Annotated in this window: 15 protein-coding genes; 12 read left to right on the top strand and 3 right to left on the bottom strand. The window is 70.2% G+C overall.

The features are described 5' to 3' along the window. Positions 1-54: 54 nt before the first annotated feature. Both pknB and G6G98_RS00355 read right to left on the bottom strand, forming a co-directional pair. Complete coding sequence (pknB, locus tag G6G98_RS00350) at positions 55-1,986, bottom strand: Stk1 family PASTA domain-containing Ser/Thr kinase (protein ID WP_067353013.1); 1,932 nt, start codon at positions 1,984-1,986, stop codon at positions 55-57. A 76-nt stretch (positions 1,987-2,062) separates the two neighbouring features. Continuing rightward, a complete protein-coding gene (locus tag G6G98_RS00355) occupies positions 2,063-3,157 on the bottom strand; it encodes a LysM peptidoglycan-binding domain-containing protein (protein ID WP_432207065.1) in 1,095 nt (364 codons plus the stop codon). Between the two features lie 262 nt (positions 3,158-3,419). On the opposite strand from G6G98_RS00355, the gene G6G98_RS00360 reads away from it, so the two are divergent. Next, a complete protein-coding gene (locus G6G98_RS00360) occupies positions 3,420-3,725 on the top strand; it encodes an Rv2175c family DNA-binding protein (protein WP_164233965.1) in 306 nt (101 codons plus the stop codon). Between the two features lie 29 nt (positions 3,726-3,754). Here G6G98_RS00360 and G6G98_RS00365 read toward each other — a convergent pair whose 3' ends face one another. Next, the gene (locus G6G98_RS00365) at positions 3,755-4,855 is read right to left on the bottom strand and encodes a polyprenyl synthetase family protein (protein WP_084788300.1); all 1,101 of its coding nucleotides are present in this window, start codon (positions 4,853-4,855) and stop codon (positions 3,755-3,757) included. A gap of 85 nt (positions 4,856-4,940) precedes the next feature. Here G6G98_RS00365 and G6G98_RS00370 point away from each other — a divergent pair, with 85 nt between their 5' ends. The 11 genes from G6G98_RS00370 to murC all read left to right on the top strand — a co-directional run bounded on the left by G6G98_RS00370 (position 4,941) and on the right by murC (position 17,242). Continuing rightward, positions 4,941-5,315, top strand: a complete 375-nt coding sequence (locus G6G98_RS00370; RefSeq protein ID WP_067353005.1) for a DUF3040 domain-containing protein — start codon at positions 4,941-4,943, stop codon at positions 5,313-5,315. Between the two features lie 265 nt (positions 5,316-5,580). After that, positions 5,581-6,012, top strand: coding sequence for a division/cell wall cluster transcriptional repressor MraZ (mraZ, locus tag G6G98_RS00375; protein WP_067353001.1), 432 nt, complete (start codon positions 5,581-5,583; stop codon positions 6,010-6,012). Between the two features lie 101 nt (positions 6,013-6,113). After that, positions 6,114-7,052 (top strand): 16S rRNA (cytosine(1402)-N(4))-methyltransferase RsmH, encoded by a 939-nt coding sequence (gene rsmH, locus G6G98_RS00380; protein ID WP_067352998.1) that lies wholly within the window; start codon positions 6,114-6,116, stop codon positions 7,050-7,052. Next, positions 7,049-7,612, top strand: coding sequence for a hypothetical protein (locus tag G6G98_RS00385; protein ID WP_067352997.1), 564 nt, complete (start codon positions 7,049-7,051; stop codon positions 7,610-7,612). Before rsmH ends, G6G98_RS00385 begins: the two co-directional genes overlap by 4 nt. Positions 7,613-7,656: 44 nt before the next feature. Continuing rightward, positions 7,657-9,435 (top strand): peptidoglycan D,D-transpeptidase FtsI family protein, encoded by a 1,779-nt coding sequence (locus tag G6G98_RS00390; protein WP_067352994.1) that lies wholly within the window; start codon positions 7,657-7,659, stop codon positions 9,433-9,435. 27 nt (positions 9,436-9,462) lie between these two features. Next, positions 9,463-10,875: a UDP-N-acetylmuramoyl-tripeptide--D-alanyl-D-alanine ligase gene (locus G6G98_RS00395; RefSeq protein WP_067352992.1), complete on the top strand. Its 1,413-nt coding sequence runs from the start codon at positions 9,463-9,465 to the stop codon at positions 10,873-10,875. Then, the gene (gene mraY, locus G6G98_RS00400) at positions 10,872-11,984 is read left to right on the top strand and encodes a phospho-N-acetylmuramoyl-pentapeptide-transferase (protein WP_067352989.1); all 1,113 of its coding nucleotides are present in this window, start codon (positions 10,872-10,874) and stop codon (positions 11,982-11,984) included. Before G6G98_RS00395 ends, mraY begins: the two co-directional genes overlap by 4 nt. Continuing rightward, on the top strand, positions 11,974-13,509 hold the full coding sequence (gene murD, locus G6G98_RS00405; protein ID WP_067352987.1) for a UDP-N-acetylmuramoyl-L-alanine--D-glutamate ligase: 1,536 nt from the start codon (positions 11,974-11,976) through the stop codon (positions 13,507-13,509). Before mraY ends, murD begins: the two co-directional genes overlap by 11 nt. Then, positions 13,478-14,716 carry a putative lipid II flippase FtsW gene (gene ftsW, locus G6G98_RS00410; RefSeq protein WP_067352985.1) on the top strand — a complete coding sequence of 413 codons (1,239 nt, stop codon included), beginning with the start codon at positions 13,478-13,480 and terminating at the stop codon, positions 14,714-14,716. Before murD ends, ftsW begins: the two co-directional genes overlap by 32 nt. Then, on the top strand, positions 14,713-15,792 hold the full coding sequence (locus G6G98_RS00415; RefSeq protein WP_067352983.1) for a UDP-N-acetylglucosamine--N-acetylmuramyl-(pentapeptide) pyrophosphoryl-undecaprenol N-acetylglucosamine transferase: 1,080 nt from the start codon (positions 14,713-14,715) through the stop codon (positions 15,790-15,792). Before ftsW ends, G6G98_RS00415 begins: the two co-directional genes overlap by 4 nt. A 49-nt stretch (positions 15,793-15,841) precedes the next feature. Next, entirely contained in the window at positions 15,842-17,242 is a 1,401-nt protein-coding gene (gene murC, locus G6G98_RS00420; protein WP_067352980.1) for a UDP-N-acetylmuramate--L-alanine ligase, read from the top strand. Positions 17,243-17,244: the final 2 nt, after the last annotated feature.

Raw genomic sequence — 17,244 nt, forward strand, 5'->3', positions numbered from 1 at the left:
GCTCATGCGCAGGAGCTGGAGCCGGCCGAGTGCCGGGAGTCGCCGCCGAGCAGGTCAGCCCTCGGCGCGGATCTGCACCTCGGTACCGCGCGGATGCGTGCTGCCGGCCTTCGGGTTCGTGCTCGTCGCCGTGAACAGGTCCCAGACGATCTCGGGGACGTTCGTCGTCGCCTGGAAGCCGGCCTCCTCGAGGATCCGGACCGCCTCACGGATGCTCTGGCCCTCGACATCAGGGACCTCGATGGGTTCGGGGCCGAGCGAGACGATGAGCGTGATGACGTCTCCGGGGCGCCAGTTGCCCTCTTCGGCGCGTTCCGCGTAGCCGATCACCCGGCCCTCGTCGACCGAGTCGCTGTACTGCTCGATGCGCTCGTCGCTCACGACCAGCTGCTTTTCGGTGAGCGCCTTCGTCGCCTGGTCGACGCTCATGCCCGAGACATCCGGCACGGGGCCGAGGGAGACGAAGAGCTGGATCGTGTCGTCCTCGAAGACCTCGCAGCCCTCGCCGCAGCCGTAGACCTCCCCGCCGCTGCGCGGCGTGACGAAGGCGTTGATCACGATGCCGGGGGCCGCATCCGAGAACAGGAGCACGTCGTCCTGGAGGTTCAGCTGCACCTCGTCGGCGAGGCGGGTGCGCAGATCTTCGGCGACCTGTCCGTTCAGAGCCTCGAGCGAGTGCTGCCGGGGACCGGCGGAGACCACCACCTTGACCGTGACGCCCTGCTCCAGCCGCTCGCCCTCGCCCGGCTCGGTGCGGATGGTGATGCCGGCATCCACGTCGATGGAGTTCTCGTCGACGCGCTCCGGCACGAATCCCTCGGCCGTGAGCGCGTTCGCGGCGTCCTCGTAGGTGAGCCCGTCCACGCTCGGCACCGCGATCAGCGAGCCGGGGCCGGAGCCGAACCACCAGCCCGCGCCTCCGGCGATCGTCGCGAGCACCAGCACCAGCGCGAGCAGCCAGGCGCCGCGCGCCCGGCGCTTCGAGGAGCGCCGGCGCAGGAGCGTGGCGTTGTCCGCGGCCTGGGGGATCGGCGCGGTCGGATCCGCGATCACCATCGTGCCCGGCATCACCTTGGTGAGATCCGCCGAGTCGGCCTGCGAGCGCTGGGGCGTCGTCGCCGCGGCCACGGCCGGCGCGATGCCGAGATCCCTCTCGATCTCACGGAGACGGTCCAGCATCTGCTGCGCATCGTCCGGGCGCTCGTCCGGCGACTTCTCGGTGGCCCAGAGCACGAGCTCGTCGAGCTGCTCCGGAACGCCGGGGTTGCGGATGCTCGGCCGCGGCACGGACTCCGTCGCGTGCTGGAACGCGATCTGCATCGGCTGCTCGCCCTTGTACGGCTGCTCGCCGACGAGCATCTCGTAGAGCATGATGCCCAGCGCATAGATGTCGCTGCGGGCGTCGGCCGTGCCGCGGGTCACCAGCTCCGGTGCCAGGTAGGCGATCGTGCCGAGCAGCTGCTGCCCGGTGGCGGTGTTCGCGGTAGTGGCTCGCGCCAGGCCGAAGTCGCCGATCTTGATGCGGCCGTCCTCGGCGAGCAGCACGTTCTCGGGCTTCACATCCCGGTGCACGATCCCCGCGCGATGCGCCGCCGAGAGGCCGGCGAGCACGGCATCCATGATCGTGATGGTCTGCGCCACCGTGAGTCGACGCTGCTCGCGGAGCAGCTCGCGCAGGGTGATGCCCGGCAGGTACTCCATGACCAGGTAGGCGAGTTCGCCGTCCTGCCCCTGGTCGAAAACGTTGACGACGTGCGGGTCGGCCAGTCTCGCGGCTGCGCGTGCCTCCTGGATGAAGCGGCTCTGGAACGCCGAGTCGTCGCTGAGATGCGCGTGCATCACCTTGAGTGCGATCCGGCGCTCGAGCCGCAGGTCGGTGGCGACGTACACCGTCGCCATCCCGCCACGGGCGATCCGGGCGCGCACACGGTATCGGCCGTCGACAAGCCGCCCGATGAGGGGGTCGGCCTGCTGATTGGTCGTCACGTCAAGATTCTATGGAGAACTGCCTGAAAGCCCCGGGAGCGGCTCGCCCCTGCGGCCTGCGCGTTCGCCGTGAAGCTCAGCCGTGGAGGGCGAGCCACTGGTGCGCCTGGGTCTCCCACTGCCCGTAGCGGTCGGGGAAGGCGGAGATCTGCACCGCCTGCGCCGCATCCGTGAACGCCATCCCCTCCCAGCCGGGGATGTCGAGGAGACCGCGCGTGACGTGCCCGTTCGGATCGCCCTGGCCGCCGAAGAACACCCGGGTGCTCCGATCGGCGTCGAGGATCTGCTCGGGAAGCCCCCAGCCGGTGCTCGGTCGCTGCTGGAACAGGCCCAGAGAGTCGCGGTCGCCCCAGCCGAGGTTGCGGATGCCGGACTCGACCATCGCCGTCGCGAGGGCGATGGCGATGCCGCGGTCGGAGACGCCGAGCTGGCGGCCCACGGAGATGATGAGTGCAGCGTTCGCGGCCTGCTCCGCGTCGAGGTTCGCGAACAGCTGCGCGGGGGCGGCTGCCGCCGGGGGAGCGGTGACGACGATGCTCTGCCCCGGGTAGATGATCGACGAGGAGCCGAGCCCGTTCCAGGCGAACAGGTTCGCGGTCGTCGTCGCGTACTTCTGCGCGATCCCGAACAGCGTGTCGCCGGCGGCGACGACGTGGGTCTGACCTCCGGTCGCGGCGACCGGCGCCGGAGCCTGCGTCGCGGCGGCGGCGGGGGCCGCCCCGCCGGCGACCGCGAGCGTCTGGCCCGGGTAGATGACGGAGGCGCGGGTGAGACCGTTCGCCGCGAGCACCGCGTCGACCGTGGTGCCGTACTTCTGCGCGATCCCGAACACGGTGTCTCCGGAGACGACGACATGGGACGTCGTCGCCGCCGGTGCCGCCGGTGCGACGGGAGCGGATGCCGGGGCTGCGCCGCTGAGCGTCAGCTTCTGCCCTGGGTAGATGACAGAGCGCCACGACAGCCCGTTCCAGGTCAGCACGTCGACCGTGCGCAGCCCGTAGCGCTTCGCGATCGCGGAGACGGTGTCTCCGGGCTGCACGGTGTAGCTGGCCGGCGGCGCCTCCATGGGCGCCACGCGACCGGAGGGCGCGTGCTGCCGCTGCACGGAGGAGGAGGCGACGTCCGCCGTCGCCGGAGCGGCGGTCAGAGTGGCGGCGAGGGTGCCCAGCACTGCGGCCGGAACCCCGATCTGCAGGCTGCGGGCACGGTATGCGGCGACGTTCGGTCTCAAGGTCCCCTCCTTGTTCGACGTCTGCCCACGTTGTCACGGAAGTAAACGCCTGTCAACAGATGTGACGTAAGTGAAAGACGAGATCAGAGTGACCTGTGGTGCGTCAGGCCGGGCACCCCTGCGTGCGGCGCGTGCGCGGAGGTGAGATAGTGGCAACGTGTCTGAGAACGCCCCTGCAACAGTCCCCACCGCCTGGCTCACGATGCCCGACCTCGTCGAGGCCCTCGGCGAATCGCTGGGTCGGGTGCACCGCCTCGTCGACGAGCACTACCTCATCGGCTCCCGCCGCAGCGGCGTCTTCGCCGTCCCCGAGGTCTTCATCGTCGACGGCCATCCGCTGCCCTCGCTGCGCGGAACAGTCATCGCGCTGCAGGACGCCGGCTTCACCGACGACGAGGCGATCGACTGGCTTCTCGCCGAGGACGATACCCTCGGCCGCGCACCGATCTCAGCGCTCCTGGCCGGACAAAAGAGCGAAGTGCGCCGACTCGCACGCACTCTCGCCTGAGTTCGGAAGCGGGCTCTCGCTGCGCCGGCTCAGGCCGCGCGCACCGTCGCCGCGCGGGCCAGGTCGCGCAGGGCGCTGACCGCCGCATCGTCGAGGCGGGCACCGGACAGGGCGCGGTCGGCCTCGGTCGCGTACTCGTCGATCATCGCCTCGACGCGGTCCAGAGCTCCGGAGCCCGTGATCGTGGCCTGCAGGAAGGCGACCTGCTGGTCGGAGAGCCCAGTGTCGCCCAGCATCTCGTCGAGGAGGTTCCTCGCGGACGGATCGAGGCCCTGGCGGGCGAGCGCGACGAGGACCGTGCGCTTGCCCTCGCGCAGGTCGTCTCCGGCGGGCTTGCCGGTGACTGCGGCGTCGCCGAAGACGCCGAGCACGTCGTCGCGGAGCTGGAAGGCCATCCCCAGCGGGTGGCCGAACCGTCTCAGCGCACCGAGCTGGTCGTCGTCGGCGCCGGCGAGTGCGGCGCCGAGCACCAGCGGCTGCTCGATGCTGTATCGGGCGGACTTCAGGGAGACGACCCGGAGCGCCCTCTCGACGTGGGAGTCGGACGCGTTCACGCTCCACGCGGACTCCTCCGCGATGTCGAGGAACTGCCCCGTCGTCACGTCACGGCGCATCCGGCCGTACTCGCGCCGCACGGACGAAGCGGTGGTGAGATCGGCGAGGGCGTCCTCCAGGAGGTCGTCGCTCCAGGCGACGAGCAGATCACCGAGGAGGATCGCCGCCGAGCGTCCGAACGCCGCCGCGTCACCCGCCCAGCGCGCCTCGGCATGGGAGGCCTCGAGCGACCGGTGCGCGGCCGGCCGCCCGCGGCGGGTGTCCGAGTTGTCGATGAGGTCGTCGTGCACCAGCGCCGCCGACTGGAAGATCTCCAGGGCCGCACAGACGTCCCAGAGCGCGGTCGGCTCGGTGACGCTCTGGTCGCGGAAGCGGGCGACCGTCTGCCATCCGGCGTGGCAGAATCTCGCCCGCAGCCGCTTCCCGCCGACGAGCGTGTCGGCGGCCGCGGCCAGCAGCGCGGCGGCATCCGGGCCGTACTCGACGGACTCGGCGCGCATCCGGGCGAGGAAGAGATCCAGGCGCCCGGCGACGGCCTCGGAGACGGGGGTGGGGGACGGCACGACTCCCAGCATACGTAAAGGTGATCGGGCCCTGAACGGCTAGCCCGCACCCCCTGGCGCGCGTAGAATAGGTGGACGAATACCCGAGGGGGACGAAATGCCACTCTCCGAACAGGAGCAGCGTCTGCTCGACGAGATGGAACGCCATCTCCTTCACAATGACGCCGATGTCGTGAGCGCGCCTACGGGAGACCGTGCGCTGAGCTACCGGAACCTCGTGTACGGTGCCCTCCTCCTCCTCGCCGGTGTCGGCGGATTGATCGTCGGCGTCGTGCTCGGCGATGTCTGGGGCGTCGTCGTCGGGGTCGTCGGCTTCGCCGCGATGCTCGGCGGCGTGATGTTCGCCGTCACCCCGGTCCGTCGTCCGGCGTCCGCCGCTGCCCCGCGCGAACGCGCGCCGAAGCCGCAGGGGTCCGCCTCTTTCATGGATCGCATGAACGACCGCTGGGATCGCCGCCAGGACGGTCGCTGACCTCCCACCACTTCTTCTCGAAGGCCCGGATGCTCTGAGCATCCGGGCCTTCGTCGTATGGGGGGGCGCCGGGCGGATCGCCGCGTGTCCTCCACTCGCCCTCCACCGGCTCTCCACTCCGTTCCACCGCGGAATTCCGCGGAAGTGGCGGGAGTGAGGGGGCGCTCATGCCGAGGATCTGCGCATTTGTCGTAGGAAAGTGGAGGGAAGTGGAGTAAAGTGGGGCGCACCTCGAGTTGGCCGGACGGAGAGGGGGTGAAGGCCGATGCTGCTGGGGACGCACTCACCGAAGCTGGACGACAAGGGGCGGGTCATCCTCCCCGCGAAGTTCCGCGAGGATCTCGGCGGCGGCGTGGTCGTCACCCGAGGCCAGGAGCGCTGCCTCTACGTCTTCAGCACGGCCGAGTTCGAGTCCATGCACGAGCGGATCCGCCAGGCTCCGCTCGCCAACAAGCAGGCGCGTGACTTCATGCGCATGTTCCTCTCCGGTGCCAGTGCGGAGATGCCAGACAGCCAGAACCGCATCACCATCCCCGCGCACCTCCGCCAGTACGCGGGGCTGCAGAAGGAGCTCATCGTCACCGGAGTCGGCGCGCACGCCGAGATCTGGGACGCGGAGAGCTGGAACGACTACCTCGCCGCCGGCGAGGAGGCCTATTCCGAGCTGGAGCAGGAGGTGATTCCGGGCCTGTTCTGACCACGGCTGTGATGCCCCGCCGCTCCCGCCCCGACACACTTCCCCGGTGCCGGGTCGCGAAGCGGAGGGGGATCAGAGCCGAAGGTCACCCGAGAAAGATCATGAACCTCCGAGACATCCACACCCCCGTCCTGCTCGAGCGCTGCATCGAGCTCCTCGCTCCCGCCCTTCAGGCGGACGGAGCGGTGCTCGTCGACGCCACCCTCGGCATGGGCGGGCACTCCGAGGCTCTGCTGGAGCGCTTCCCGAACATCCGCCTCATCGGCCTCGACCGCGACACCGACGCCCTCCGCATCGCGGGGGAGCGTCTCGCCCGCTTCAAGGACCGCGTCACGCTGGTGCACACGGTGTACGACGAGATCGGGCTGCACGCGCAGGGCGCAGCCGGCATCCTCTTCGACCTGGGTGTCTCCTCCCTGCAGCTGGACGAGGCGGAGCGCGGCTTCGCCTACTCCAAGGACGCACCGCTGGACATGCGGATGGACCAGACCAAGGGCGTCACGGCCGCTGAGGTCATCGCCACCTACAGCGAGGGCAACCTCCGGCGGATCTTCGAGCGCTACGGCGAGGAGAAGCTCGCCGGCCGCTATGCGCGCTTCATCATCGAGGCGCGGCAGAAGAAGCCGATCACGCGCTCCGGTGAGCTCGTGGAGATCCTCGTCGCGGCGACTCCGGCCGCCGCGCAGCGCGCAGGCCACCCGGCCAAGCGAGTGTTCCAGGCGCTGCGCATCGAGGTCAACGCCGAGCTCAACGTGCTGGCCGACGCGATCCCCGCCGCCATGGACGCCCTCGCCGTCGGCGGGCGCATCGTCGTGATGTCGTACCAGTCGCTCGAGGATCGTCTGGTCAAGCAGGCGTTCGCCGCCGGTGCGGCCTCGACGGCCCCGAAGGGCCTCCCTGTCGAGCTCCCCGAGCACGCGCCCCGGTTCCGCATCGTGACGCGCGGCGCCGAACTCGCGGACGACGAGGAGCGCGCACGCAACCCGCGGGCGATCCCGGTGCGGCTCCGTGCCGCGGAGAAGGTGAGGGAGAGCGCATGAGCCTCAACGTCGCCCGCAAGCCGCAGGCGGTGCCGGCGCCCCCCGCCCGCACCCCCCGCCGACGGCTGGAGCCGGTCGTCACCCCGACCGTCCGTCGCCGGCCCAAGCTCGCCTACGCGCTCGTCGCGCTCGGCGGCGCGATGGCCATCGGCGCGGCGCAGATCGGGCTCTCCCTCGCGATCACCCAGGACTCGTTCACGCTCGCCTCGCTGTCCTCGCAGCAGAACGAGCTGAACCTGCAGACCCAGGCGCTCCAGGAGGAGCTCACAGGGCTCAGCTCCCCGCAGGCCCTCGCCGCGAGCGCTGCAGGCCTCGGCATGGTCGTGGCGGGATCCCCCTCCTACCTCCGCCTCAGCGACGGCGCCGTGTTCGGGGCGGGCAGCGGTGCCGCAGGCACCTCGACCATCGATCCCACCGGAGCCGGAGCGGTGGGCAACGCCCTGCTGCAGCCGGTCGAGAAGGAGACCGCCGCCGAGGACGCCGGCACGGCGACCGAGCAGGGCACGGATCCGCTCCCGCCGGCGATCGCCGACGGACTCCCGAGCCCCACCACCCGATAGCAGAAGACACACGACGAACGACACGAGCCCGACGGAGACGGACCATGACGACCAGAGCCACCCGCGGCCCGCGGCGACGCACCGTCGTCGCGCTGGCGGTCATCCTCGCGATCCTCGCCGCTTTCATCGTGCGTCTCGTGGACATCCAGGTCGTCCGCGCGGACGCGCACGTCAGCGAGTCGCTCGTCCACCTCGGCGCGGGGACGACCATTCCCGGGCAGCGCGGTTCGATCGTCGACGCCAACGGCACGATCCTCGCGGAGAGCAAACTCGTCTACGACGCGCAGCTCAGCCCGCAGGTCATCAGGCTCCTCGAGGAAGACGAGGACAACCCGCCGAAGGTTCCCTGGGCGGAGGCGTCCGAACGGATCGCCGAGGTCATCGGCCTGGATGCCGAGAAGCTGCGCGCTGACATCGCGGCGGTGCTCGCGGATGACCCGGACACGCAGTACTTCCCGCTCGCCAAGGGGCTCAACACCGAGCAGTTCATCGCCCTGCGCGACCTCAGACTGCGGTACCTGCACTTCGAGTCCCGCGAGACCCGCGTGTACCCGAACGGCGCCGTGGCCGGCAACCTGCTCGGCTTCCTCGACGGGACCGGTACCGCGCAGGCGGGCATCGAGCAGATGGAGTCGCAGTGCCTCGCGCCGGTCGACGGCCAGGAGAGCTACCGGATCGGCAAGGACGGGGTCGTCATCCCGGGCAGCGAGCGCACGGTCGATGCCGTGGACGGCGGCACCGTGGAGCTGACGATCAACAGCGATCTGCAGTGGTACCTCACGCAGATGATCAGCGAGGAAGCGCAGGCGCAGGGGGCGCAGGGCGGCACCGCCTTCGTGGTCGAGGTGAAGACCGGGAAGATCCGCGCAGCAGCCGAATGGCCCTACATGGACCCGAACGACCTCGACTCGTCGACCCCGGAGACTCGTAAGAACAAGATCTTCAGCTACGAGTTCGAGCCCGGATCCACATTCAAGGCGGTCACCGCCGCCGCCGTCATGGAGGGCGCCGGCGTCACGCCGCTGAGTCCCACCGTCTCCGCCTCGTCGCATGAGAAGTTCCCGAACGGCGCCGTGATCAACGACGCATTCGTGCACCCCGCCTTCAACTACACGCTCGCCGGGGCGCTGATCGACTCGTCGAACGTCGCGCTGTCGAAGTTCGGCACGATGGTGAGCCCGGACGTGCGCTACGACTATCTGCAGCGCTTCGGGGTCGGCGACGTGACGGTCGGCTTCCCCGAGGAGTACGACGGCTCGGTGCACCCCACCAGCGAATGGGACAACCAGTCGCTCTACACCACCACGTTCGGTCAGTACTTCACCGTCACCGTGCCACAGGTCGCCGGCGCCTACCAGGCGATCGCGAACGGCGGGGAGAAGATCGACCTCTCGCTCATCGAGTCCTGCACGAAGGCCGACGGCACCGTGACCGAGACGGCAGCCCCGGAGCACGAGCAGATCATCGAACCGCAGACCGCGGCCGATCTCACCCGGATGCTGGAGAACGTCGCCGTGCAGGGCGGCAACGCCGAGCGCATCCAGGTGCCGGGCTACCGGGTGACCAGCAAGACCGGTACGGCGCAGATCTCGGACGGCAACGGCAACTACAAGTCCGGGGTGTACTACACCAGCATGATCGGGTTCGCGCCCGTCGACGACCCGCAGTACGTCGTGATGGTCACTCTCGATCAGCCGACTAGAGTTACATCGTCCGCGGCGACCGCGTCGGCCTTCCAGAAGGCGATGACGCAGGTCATGAAGACCTACCGCGTGATGCCGTCCAGCATCCCGATGGACGCCCTGCTTCCGAAGTACGAATAGCCGGCACCCGCCGCGCCTGGAGATGTCATGATCGCCCTGTCGCTCGCTGAGATCGCCGCCATCACCGGCGGTGAACTGCGCCTCGCCGGAACGGATACGGCGGACACCGTCGTCGACGGCGTCGTCGACACCGACTCGCGCACTATGGCGCCCGGGTCGATCTTCGTGGCCAAGCCCGGCGCGGAGACGGACGGACACCGGTTCGTCGGCTCCGCCGTGGCGGCGGGCGCCGTTCTCGCGATCGTCGAGCACGCGGTCGAGGAGCAGGTGACGCAGATCGTCGTGGCCGACGTCGTCGAGGCCCTCGCGGATCTCGCCCGCGAGGTCGTCGCGCGCGTGCGCGCGGGCGGAGACCTGAAGATCATCGGCATCACCGGCTCGAACGGCAAGACGACGACGAAGAACTTCCTCGCCCGGATCCTCCAGGACGAGGGCGAGACCGTCGCTCCGATCAAGTCATTCAACAACGAGGTCGGGGCGCCGGTCACCATGCTCCGCGTGACCCCTGACACCCGCTACCTGGTCAGCGAGTTCGGTGCGGCGGCGCCCGGCAGCATCGCCCGACTCGCCGGGCTCGTCGAGCCGGACGTCGCGGTCGTGCTCATGGTCGGCATGGCCCACGCCGGCGGCTTCGGGGGCATCGAGGAGACGGCGAAGGCGAAGTCGGAGCTGGTCGCCGCGGCTGTGGCCTCCGGCACGGCCGTCCTGAACGTCGACGACCCCCGGGTCGCGGCGATGCGCGAGCTCGCCGACTCCCGCGGCATGCGCGTCATCGGCTTCGGTCAGAGCGCGGCGGCGGACGTCCGCGCGCACGACCTCGTCGTCTCGGCATCCGGGACGTCCTGCGTGATCGAGGCCGGAGGCGAGCGGATGCCGCTCCGCCTGCGCGTGCTCGGCGCCCACCACGTGAACAACGCACTGGCCGCGATCGCTGCCGCCGGTGCGCTCGGCGTGCCCGCCGCGGACGCGATCAAGCGACTGGAGACCGTGGAGATCGCCGAGCGGTGGCGGATGCAGCCGATGGGCAGCGACCGCGTGCGCATCATCAACGACGCCTACAACGCCAGCCCCGACTCGATGGCCGCAGCCCTCCGCACGCTCGCACAGATCACCGGTCCTGGCGAGCGCACCGTCGCCGTGCTCGGCGCGATGAGCGAGCTCGGAGAGACCGCGGGGGAGGAGCACGACCGGATCGGCCTGCTCGCCGTGCGGCTGAACATCCAGCGCATCGTCGTGGTCGGCCCGGAGGCGCGACGCCTCTACATCTCCGCCATCGGCGAGGGATCCTGGGACAGCGAGGCCGTGCACTTCCCCGACCAGGACTCCGCGTTCGAGTACCTGCGCACCGAGCTCCGCGACGGCGATCGCGTGCTCGTCAAGTCGTCCAACTCCGTGGGCCTCAGGCATCTCGGCGATCGTCTGGGAGAATTGTTCTCGTGAGGTCTCTCATCATGGCGGCGGCGATCTCCCTCGCCTTCACGCTCTTCCTGACTCCCGTCTTCCTCCGGCTCTTCCGGAAGTGGGGCTGGGGGCAGGTCATCCGCACCCCTGAGGCGATCGAGAACCCCAGCCACGAGGCCAAGCGCGGCACCCCGACGATGGGCGGCGTGATCTTCATCGTCGGCACGATGGTCGGCTACTTCACCGGCGTCTTCGTCGGCGGGCGGGCACCCGGCATCTCCGCGCTGCTCGTGATCTGGCTGATGATCGGCTTCGGCGCGGTCGGATTCATCGACGACTACATGAAGGTGCACAGCCAGCGCAGCCTCGGTCTCTCCGGCTGGCGCAAGATCATCGGGCAGCTCCTGGTGATCATCCCGTTCGGCATCGTGGCGCTGAACTTCCCGAACAAGTACGACCAGACGCCGGCGACCGGCGCGATCTCGCTGTTCCGGGACATCCCCTGGCTGAACCTCTTCGCGTTCGGCGTGGTGCTCGGCTGGATCCTGTACCTGGCCTGGATCTCCGTGATCGGCGTCGCGACCTCCAACAGCGTGAACCTCACCGACGGCCTCGACGGCCTCGCCGCCGGTGCGGGGGTCATCGTGGTCGGCGCGTACAGCCTGATCGCCTTCCGTCAGTACCAGCAGTCCTGCGTCGGCGAGGCGATCGAGAAGGCCGCGATCGGCGGATGCTACGAGGTGCGCGATCCGTTCGACCTCGCGATCATCGCCGCGTCCTTCGCCGCGGGACTCATCGGCTTCCTGTGGTGGAACGCTCCCAAGGCGAAGGTCTTCATGGGCGATGTGGGATCGATGGCGATCGGCGGCGTCGTCACCGCGATGGCGATCCTCACCCGCACGGAGCTGCTGCTCTTCGTGATCGCGGGCGTGTTCGTCCTCGCATCCGGCTCGGTGATCCTGCAGCGGGCCTACTTCAAGGTCACCCGCGGCAAGCGGCTCTTCCTGATGAGCCCCTTCCATCACCACCTCGAGATGCGCGGCTGGTCCGAGGTCACCATCGTGGTCCGGATGTGGATCATCGCCGGCCTCCTGGCGGTGTCCGCCGTCGGGCTCTTCTACGTGGAATGGCTGACGCGTGTCGACTGAGCGGCTGAGCGCACTCACGAGCTGGAACGCCGACTGGTCGGGACTGAGGGTCGCCGTCCTCGGCCTGTCCATGACCGGCTTCTCCGTCGCGGACACGCTCACGGAGCTCGGCGCGGAGGTGCTCGTCCTCAGCGAGTCCGCCGAGGAGGAGTACGCGCGACTGCTGCCGGTCATCGGCGCGCGCCTGGAACTCGGCTCCCTCGCCGACGTGCCCGCGGCGCTCACGGAGTTCGCGCCCGAGGTGGTCATCGCCTCGCCCGGCTTCCCGCCCTCGCACCCGGTGATCCGATGGACGCAGGAATCCGGGATCGCTCTGTGGGGCGATGTCGAGCTCGCCTGGCGCGTGCGCGACAAGGTCGTCCGCGCCGACGGGACCCCCGCCGACTGGGTGCTCATCACCGGCACCAACGGCAAGACGACCACGACCCAGCTGACGGCCTCCCTGCTCGTGGAGGGCGGTCTGCGCGCCGCGCCGTGCGGCAACATAGGCGTGCCGGTGCTGGACGCCGTGCGCGATCCCGCCGGCTTCGACGTCCTCGTCGTGGAGCTCTCCAGCCACCAGCTCTGGTACCTCGGGCTGTCGAGCCCGGAGGGGGAGCTGTTCCCGTACTCCTCGGTCTGCCTCAACCTCGCAGACGACCACCTGGTGTGGCACGGCAGCGCCGACGCCTATCGGGAGGCGAAGGCGATCGTCTACCGGAACACGCGGGTCGCCTGCGTGTACAACAAGGCCGACGCCGCGACGCGACGGATGGTGGAGGACGCCGACGTCGTCGAGGGGGCCAGGGCGATCGGGTTCGACCTCGGCACCCCCGGCCCGAGCGACCTCGGCGTCGTCGAGGGACTCCTCGTCGACCGTGCCTTCCTCGATGACCGTGCGCGCAGCGCCCTGGAGCTCACCACGGTCGCCGACCTCGATCGCGCCGGGCTCGCCGCGCCGCACATCGTTCAGAACATCCTGGCCGCCAGCGCCCTCGCGCGCTCCCTCGGCGTGGAGCCGGAGGCCATCCACGCGGCGCTGCGGAGCTTCCGGCTGGACGCGCACCGCATCCAGGTGATCGCACGGCACGACGGCGTCACCTGGATCGACGACTCCAAGGCCACGAATCCGCATGCAGCAGCCTCGTCGCTGCGCGCGTACCCCGGTGCGGTCTGGGTCGTCGGCGGCGACCTCAAGGGCGTCGACATCGCGGACCTCGTCGCCGAAGTCGGCGGCACGGCGAAGGCTGCGGTGATCATCGGCGTCGAGCGCGGCGCCGTGGTCGCGGCATTCCGGCGACACGCGCCGGCGGTCCCGGTGTTCGAGGTGGATGCTGGTGACACTGGACAGGTCATGAACCGCGTCGTGGAGATCGCGGCGGGGATCGTCGACGACGAGGGCACGGTCCTGCTGGCCCCGGCGGCGGCATCCTTCGACCAGTTCTCCGGCTACGCGGATCGCGGCCACCGCTTCGCCGAAGCGGTGCGGGACTGGATCGATCGGGGGAGCGCCGATGACGCAGGTGGCTCGCACCCCGCGGACTGACGGAGAGCGCTCCTCATCGGGTGGCCTCGCCGCCCGGGTCTCGCTTGGACGCCGGTTCACCCCGGTGTCGACCGAGTTCATGCTGATCGCGTCGACCGCGCTCCTGCTCACGATCTTCGGTCTCGTGATGGTGCTCTCGGCGACCAGCGCGACCGCGGTCGCCGAGGGGCAGAACCCGGTGGACGGCGCACTCCGGCAGGGAGTCTTCGCGCTGCTCGGCGTGCCGCTCATGTTCCTCATCTCACGGTTCCCGATCGCCTTCCTCAAGCGCATCGCGTGGCCCGCGCTGTTCGCTGCGGTCGCCCTGCAGCTGCTCGTCTTCACGCCGCTCGGCAAGGCCGACGGCGGAAACCGCAACTGGATCCTGATCGGCGGCTTCACGCTGCAGCCGTCCGAGTTCCTCAAGCTCGCCCTCGCGCTCTGGATCGCGTTCGTGCTGCTGCGCAAGCAGGCGATGCTCGGCACCTGGCATCACGTGTTCATCCCGGTGATCCCGGTGAGCCTGCTCGCGATCGGCACCGTGATCGCCGGCAACGACCTCGGCACCTCGATGGTGCTCGTGCTGATCCTGCTCGGCTGCCTGTTCTTCTCCGGGGTGAAGCTGCGGCTGTTCATCATCCCCGTCGTGCTCGGCATCGTCGCGGTGCTCGCCTACGCGCTGTCCAGCGAGGACCGGATGCGCCGGATCACGGCGACGTGCGACGACATGACCCTCTACTACGGCGACTGCTATCAGTCGATCCACGGCATCTGGGGGATGGCCTCCGGAGGCATCTTCGGACTCGGCCTCGGCAACTCCCAGGAGAAGTACGGCTGGCTCCCCGCCGCCGGCAACGACTTCATCTTCGCGATCGTGGGCGAGGAGCTCGGGCTCATCGGATGCCTCGTCGTGCTCGCCCTGTTCACCTTCTTCACGGTCGGCGCGTTCCACGTCATCCGCAAGACCCCGGACCCGTTCATCCGTGTCGCGGCCGGCGGGATCACGGTGTGGATCACCGGGCAGGCCGTGCTCAACATCGGCGTGGTCATCGGCATCCTCCCCGTGATGGGCGTGCCGCTGCCGTTCATGTCTCAGGGTGGCACGGCCCTCCTCGCCGTGCTCATCGCCTCGGGTGTGCTCCTCGCGTTCGCCCGCACACTCCCTTCGCCCGCGGGCGAGCCCGCCGTGCGGGGAGGCAGGGCAGGACGGGGTAAGGTCACACGGTGACCACGTACCTGCTCGCCGGCGGAGGAACCGCCGGCCATGTCAACCCCCTGCTCGCCGTCGCCGACGGCCTGCGCGCCCGCGACCCGGAGGCCTCGATCCTGGTCCTGGGCACGGCGGAGGGGCTCGAGTCGCGGCTCGTGCCCGCACGCGGCTACGAGCTGCTGATCGTCGACAAGGTGCCGTTCCCGCGCCGGCCGAACGGCCAGGCGCTCGCCTTCCCGATGCGCTTCCGCAGGGCGATCGCCCAGGTGCGCGCGCACATCCGCCGGCATCACGTCGACGTCGTCGTCGGATTCGGCGGCTACGCCTCGGCGCCGGCGTACGTCGCCGCGCGCCGTGAGGGAGTGCCCTTCGTCGTGCACGAGGCGAACGCCAGGCCCGGTCTCGCCAACGTCCTGGGCGCACGGAGCGCCGCCGCGACCGGCGTCGCCTTCGCGGGCACGCCCCTGCGCGGCAGCGAGGTCGTCGGGATGCCGCTGCGCCGCGAGGTCATCGAGCTCGACCGTGCGGCCACCCGCGCCGAGGCCGCCGCGTACTTCGGTCTCGACGCGGAGCGTCCTGTTCTCCTCGTCTTCGGCGGATCGCTCGGCGCCCAGCGACTGAACGAGGCCTTCGCCGGGGCCTGGGCCGATGTCCTCGCCGCGGGCTGGCAGCTGCTGCACGTGACGGGGGAGCGGAGCGACCTCGCCGACCCTGAGGTGCCCGGCTACGCGCTGCGCCGCTATGTCGACCGGATGGACCTCGCCTTCGCCCTGGCCGACCTCATCGTGTCGCGTTCCGGCGCCGCCACCGTCAGCGAGGTCAGCGCGCTCGGCATCCCCGCGCTGTACGTGCCGTACTCGGTGGGCAACGGCGAGCAGCGGCTCAACGCCGGCTCGGCCGTGGCCGCCGGCGCGGCGCAGCTGCTCGACGACCCGACCTTCGACGGCGACGCCGTGAGGCGTGACGTCGTGCCGCTCCTCGGGGACGCGGCTCGGCTCGCGGCGATGGCGGCGGCCGCCGAGCGCGTCGGCACCCGCAGCGGCACCGAGAACGTGATCGCCCTCATCGACCGGGCCCTGGGCGCGGCGCGCTGAGCGTCCTCCCGGCGAGCGACGCCCTGACGAAAAGTAGACTGAGACAGACATGATCAGACCCGACCTCTCCCTCCCGATCCCCGAGACGATCTCGTCCGCGCACTTCATCGGCATCGGCGGCTCCGGCATGAGCGGGCTCGCCCGCATGTTCCTGGATGCCGGCATCCGCGTGTCCGGCAGCGACCGCGCCGACAGCGACAATCTCCGCGCCCTGGCCGCCGCCGGCGCGGACGTCCACGTCGGTCACGATGCCGCGCACCTCGGCGACGCCGACACCGTCGTGCACACCGGGGCGATCTGGCCGGAGAACCCGGAGTACGTGACCGCCAAGGAGCGGGGCCTGCACGTCATCCACCGCTCGCAGGCGCTGCACTGGCTGATCGGCTCGCGACGCCTCGTCTCCGTGGCCGGCGCGCACGGCAAGACCACGTCGACCGGCATGATCGTCACCGCGCTGCAGGCACTGGGTGCCGACCCGAACTTCGTCAACGGCGGTGTCATCGAGCAGCTCGGCGTCTCCAGCTCCACCGGCACCGGAGAGCTGTTCGTGATCGAGGCGGACGAGTCCGACGGCACCTTCCTGCTGTACGACACCGCGGTGGCCCTGATCACGAACGTCGACCCCGACCACCTGGATCACTACGGATCCGACGAGGCGTTCCATGACGCCTTCGTGCGCTTCGCCGACGCAGCCGCCGAGGCGGTCGTGATCTCCAGCGACGACGCCGGGGCCCTGCGCGTGGGCGCGGGACTGTCGCACCCGAACGTGATCACCTTCGGTCTCGCCGAGGATGCGGACTTCCGCATCGCCGACGTCGAGGCCGGCGCCGGCGTGTCGGCGACGATCACCCGCGGCGGGGAGAGCGTGCGCCTGCAGCTGGCCGTTCCCGGCCTGCACAACGCGGTGAACGCGACCGGCGCGATCGCCGTGCTCGGGGCGCTCGGCTTCGGGCTCGAGGAATCGGCCCGCGCCGTCGAAGGCTTTGCCGGCACCGTGCGCCGCCTGGAGCAGCACGGCGTCGAGCGCGGAGTGACCGTCTACGACGACTACTCGCATCACCCGACGGAGGTCAGGGCGGCGCTCGAGGCGATGCGCGGCATCGCGGGCGCGGGACGGATCATCGCGATCCAGCAGCCGCACACCTACTCGCGGACGCAGCACATGTACCGCGAGTTCGCCGAGGTGCTCGAGCATCATGCCGATCACACGGTCATGCTCGACGTGTACGGGGCGCGGGAGGACCCGGTGCCCGGTGTCACCGGCGAACTCGTCAGCGGCGCCTTCGAAGACCCTTCGCGCGTGCACTACGTCGCCGACTGGCAGGAGGCCGCCGACTACACCGCCTCGGTCGCTCGCGACGGCGACTACGTGATCACGCTCGGCTGCGGCAACGTGTACCAGATCATCCCGCAGGTGCTCGACTCGCTGCGCGGATCGTCCGAGGCGTAGCC

The sequence above is a fragment of the Microbacterium hydrocarbonoxydans genome (genome assembly GCF_011752045.1).
GTDB lineage: Bacteria > Actinomycetota > Actinomycetes > Actinomycetales > Microbacteriaceae > Microbacterium.

Bases quoted from the DNA above. Each gene is read 5' to 3' on its own strand.
- G6G98_RS00365 (WP_084788300.1), bottom strand. From the start codon at position 4,855: ATGCTGGGAGTCGTGCCGTCCCCCACCCCCGTCTCCGAGGCCGTCGCC.
- G6G98_RS00390 (WP_067352994.1), top strand. From the start codon at position 7,657: ATGACGACCAGAGCCACCCGCGGCCCGCGGCGACGCACCGTCGTCGCG.
- mraZ (WP_067353001.1), top strand. From the start codon at position 5,581: ATGCTGCTGGGGACGCACTCACCGAAGCTGGACGACAAGGGGCGGGTC.
- G6G98_RS00385 (WP_067352997.1), top strand. From the start codon at position 7,049: ATGAGCCTCAACGTCGCCCGCAAGCCGCAGGCGGTGCCGGCGCCCCCC.
- G6G98_RS00360 (WP_164233965.1), top strand. From the start codon at position 3,420: ATGCCCGACCTCGTCGAGGCCCTCGGCGAATCGCTGGGTCGGGTGCAC.
- ftsW (WP_067352985.1), top strand. From the start codon at position 13,478: ATGACGCAGGTGGCTCGCACCCCGCGGACTGACGGAGAGCGCTCCTCA.
- G6G98_RS00395 (WP_067352992.1), top strand. From the start codon at position 9,463: ATGATCGCCCTGTCGCTCGCTGAGATCGCCGCCATCACCGGCGGTGAA.
- rsmH (WP_067352998.1), top strand. From the start codon at position 6,114: ATGAACCTCCGAGACATCCACACCCCCGTCCTGCTCGAGCGCTGCATC.
- murC (WP_067352980.1), top strand. From the start codon at position 15,842: ATGATCAGACCCGACCTCTCCCTCCCGATCCCCGAGACGATCTCGTCC.
- G6G98_RS00370 (WP_067353005.1), top strand. From the start codon at position 4,941: ATGCCACTCTCCGAACAGGAGCAGCGTCTGCTCGACGAGATGGAACGC.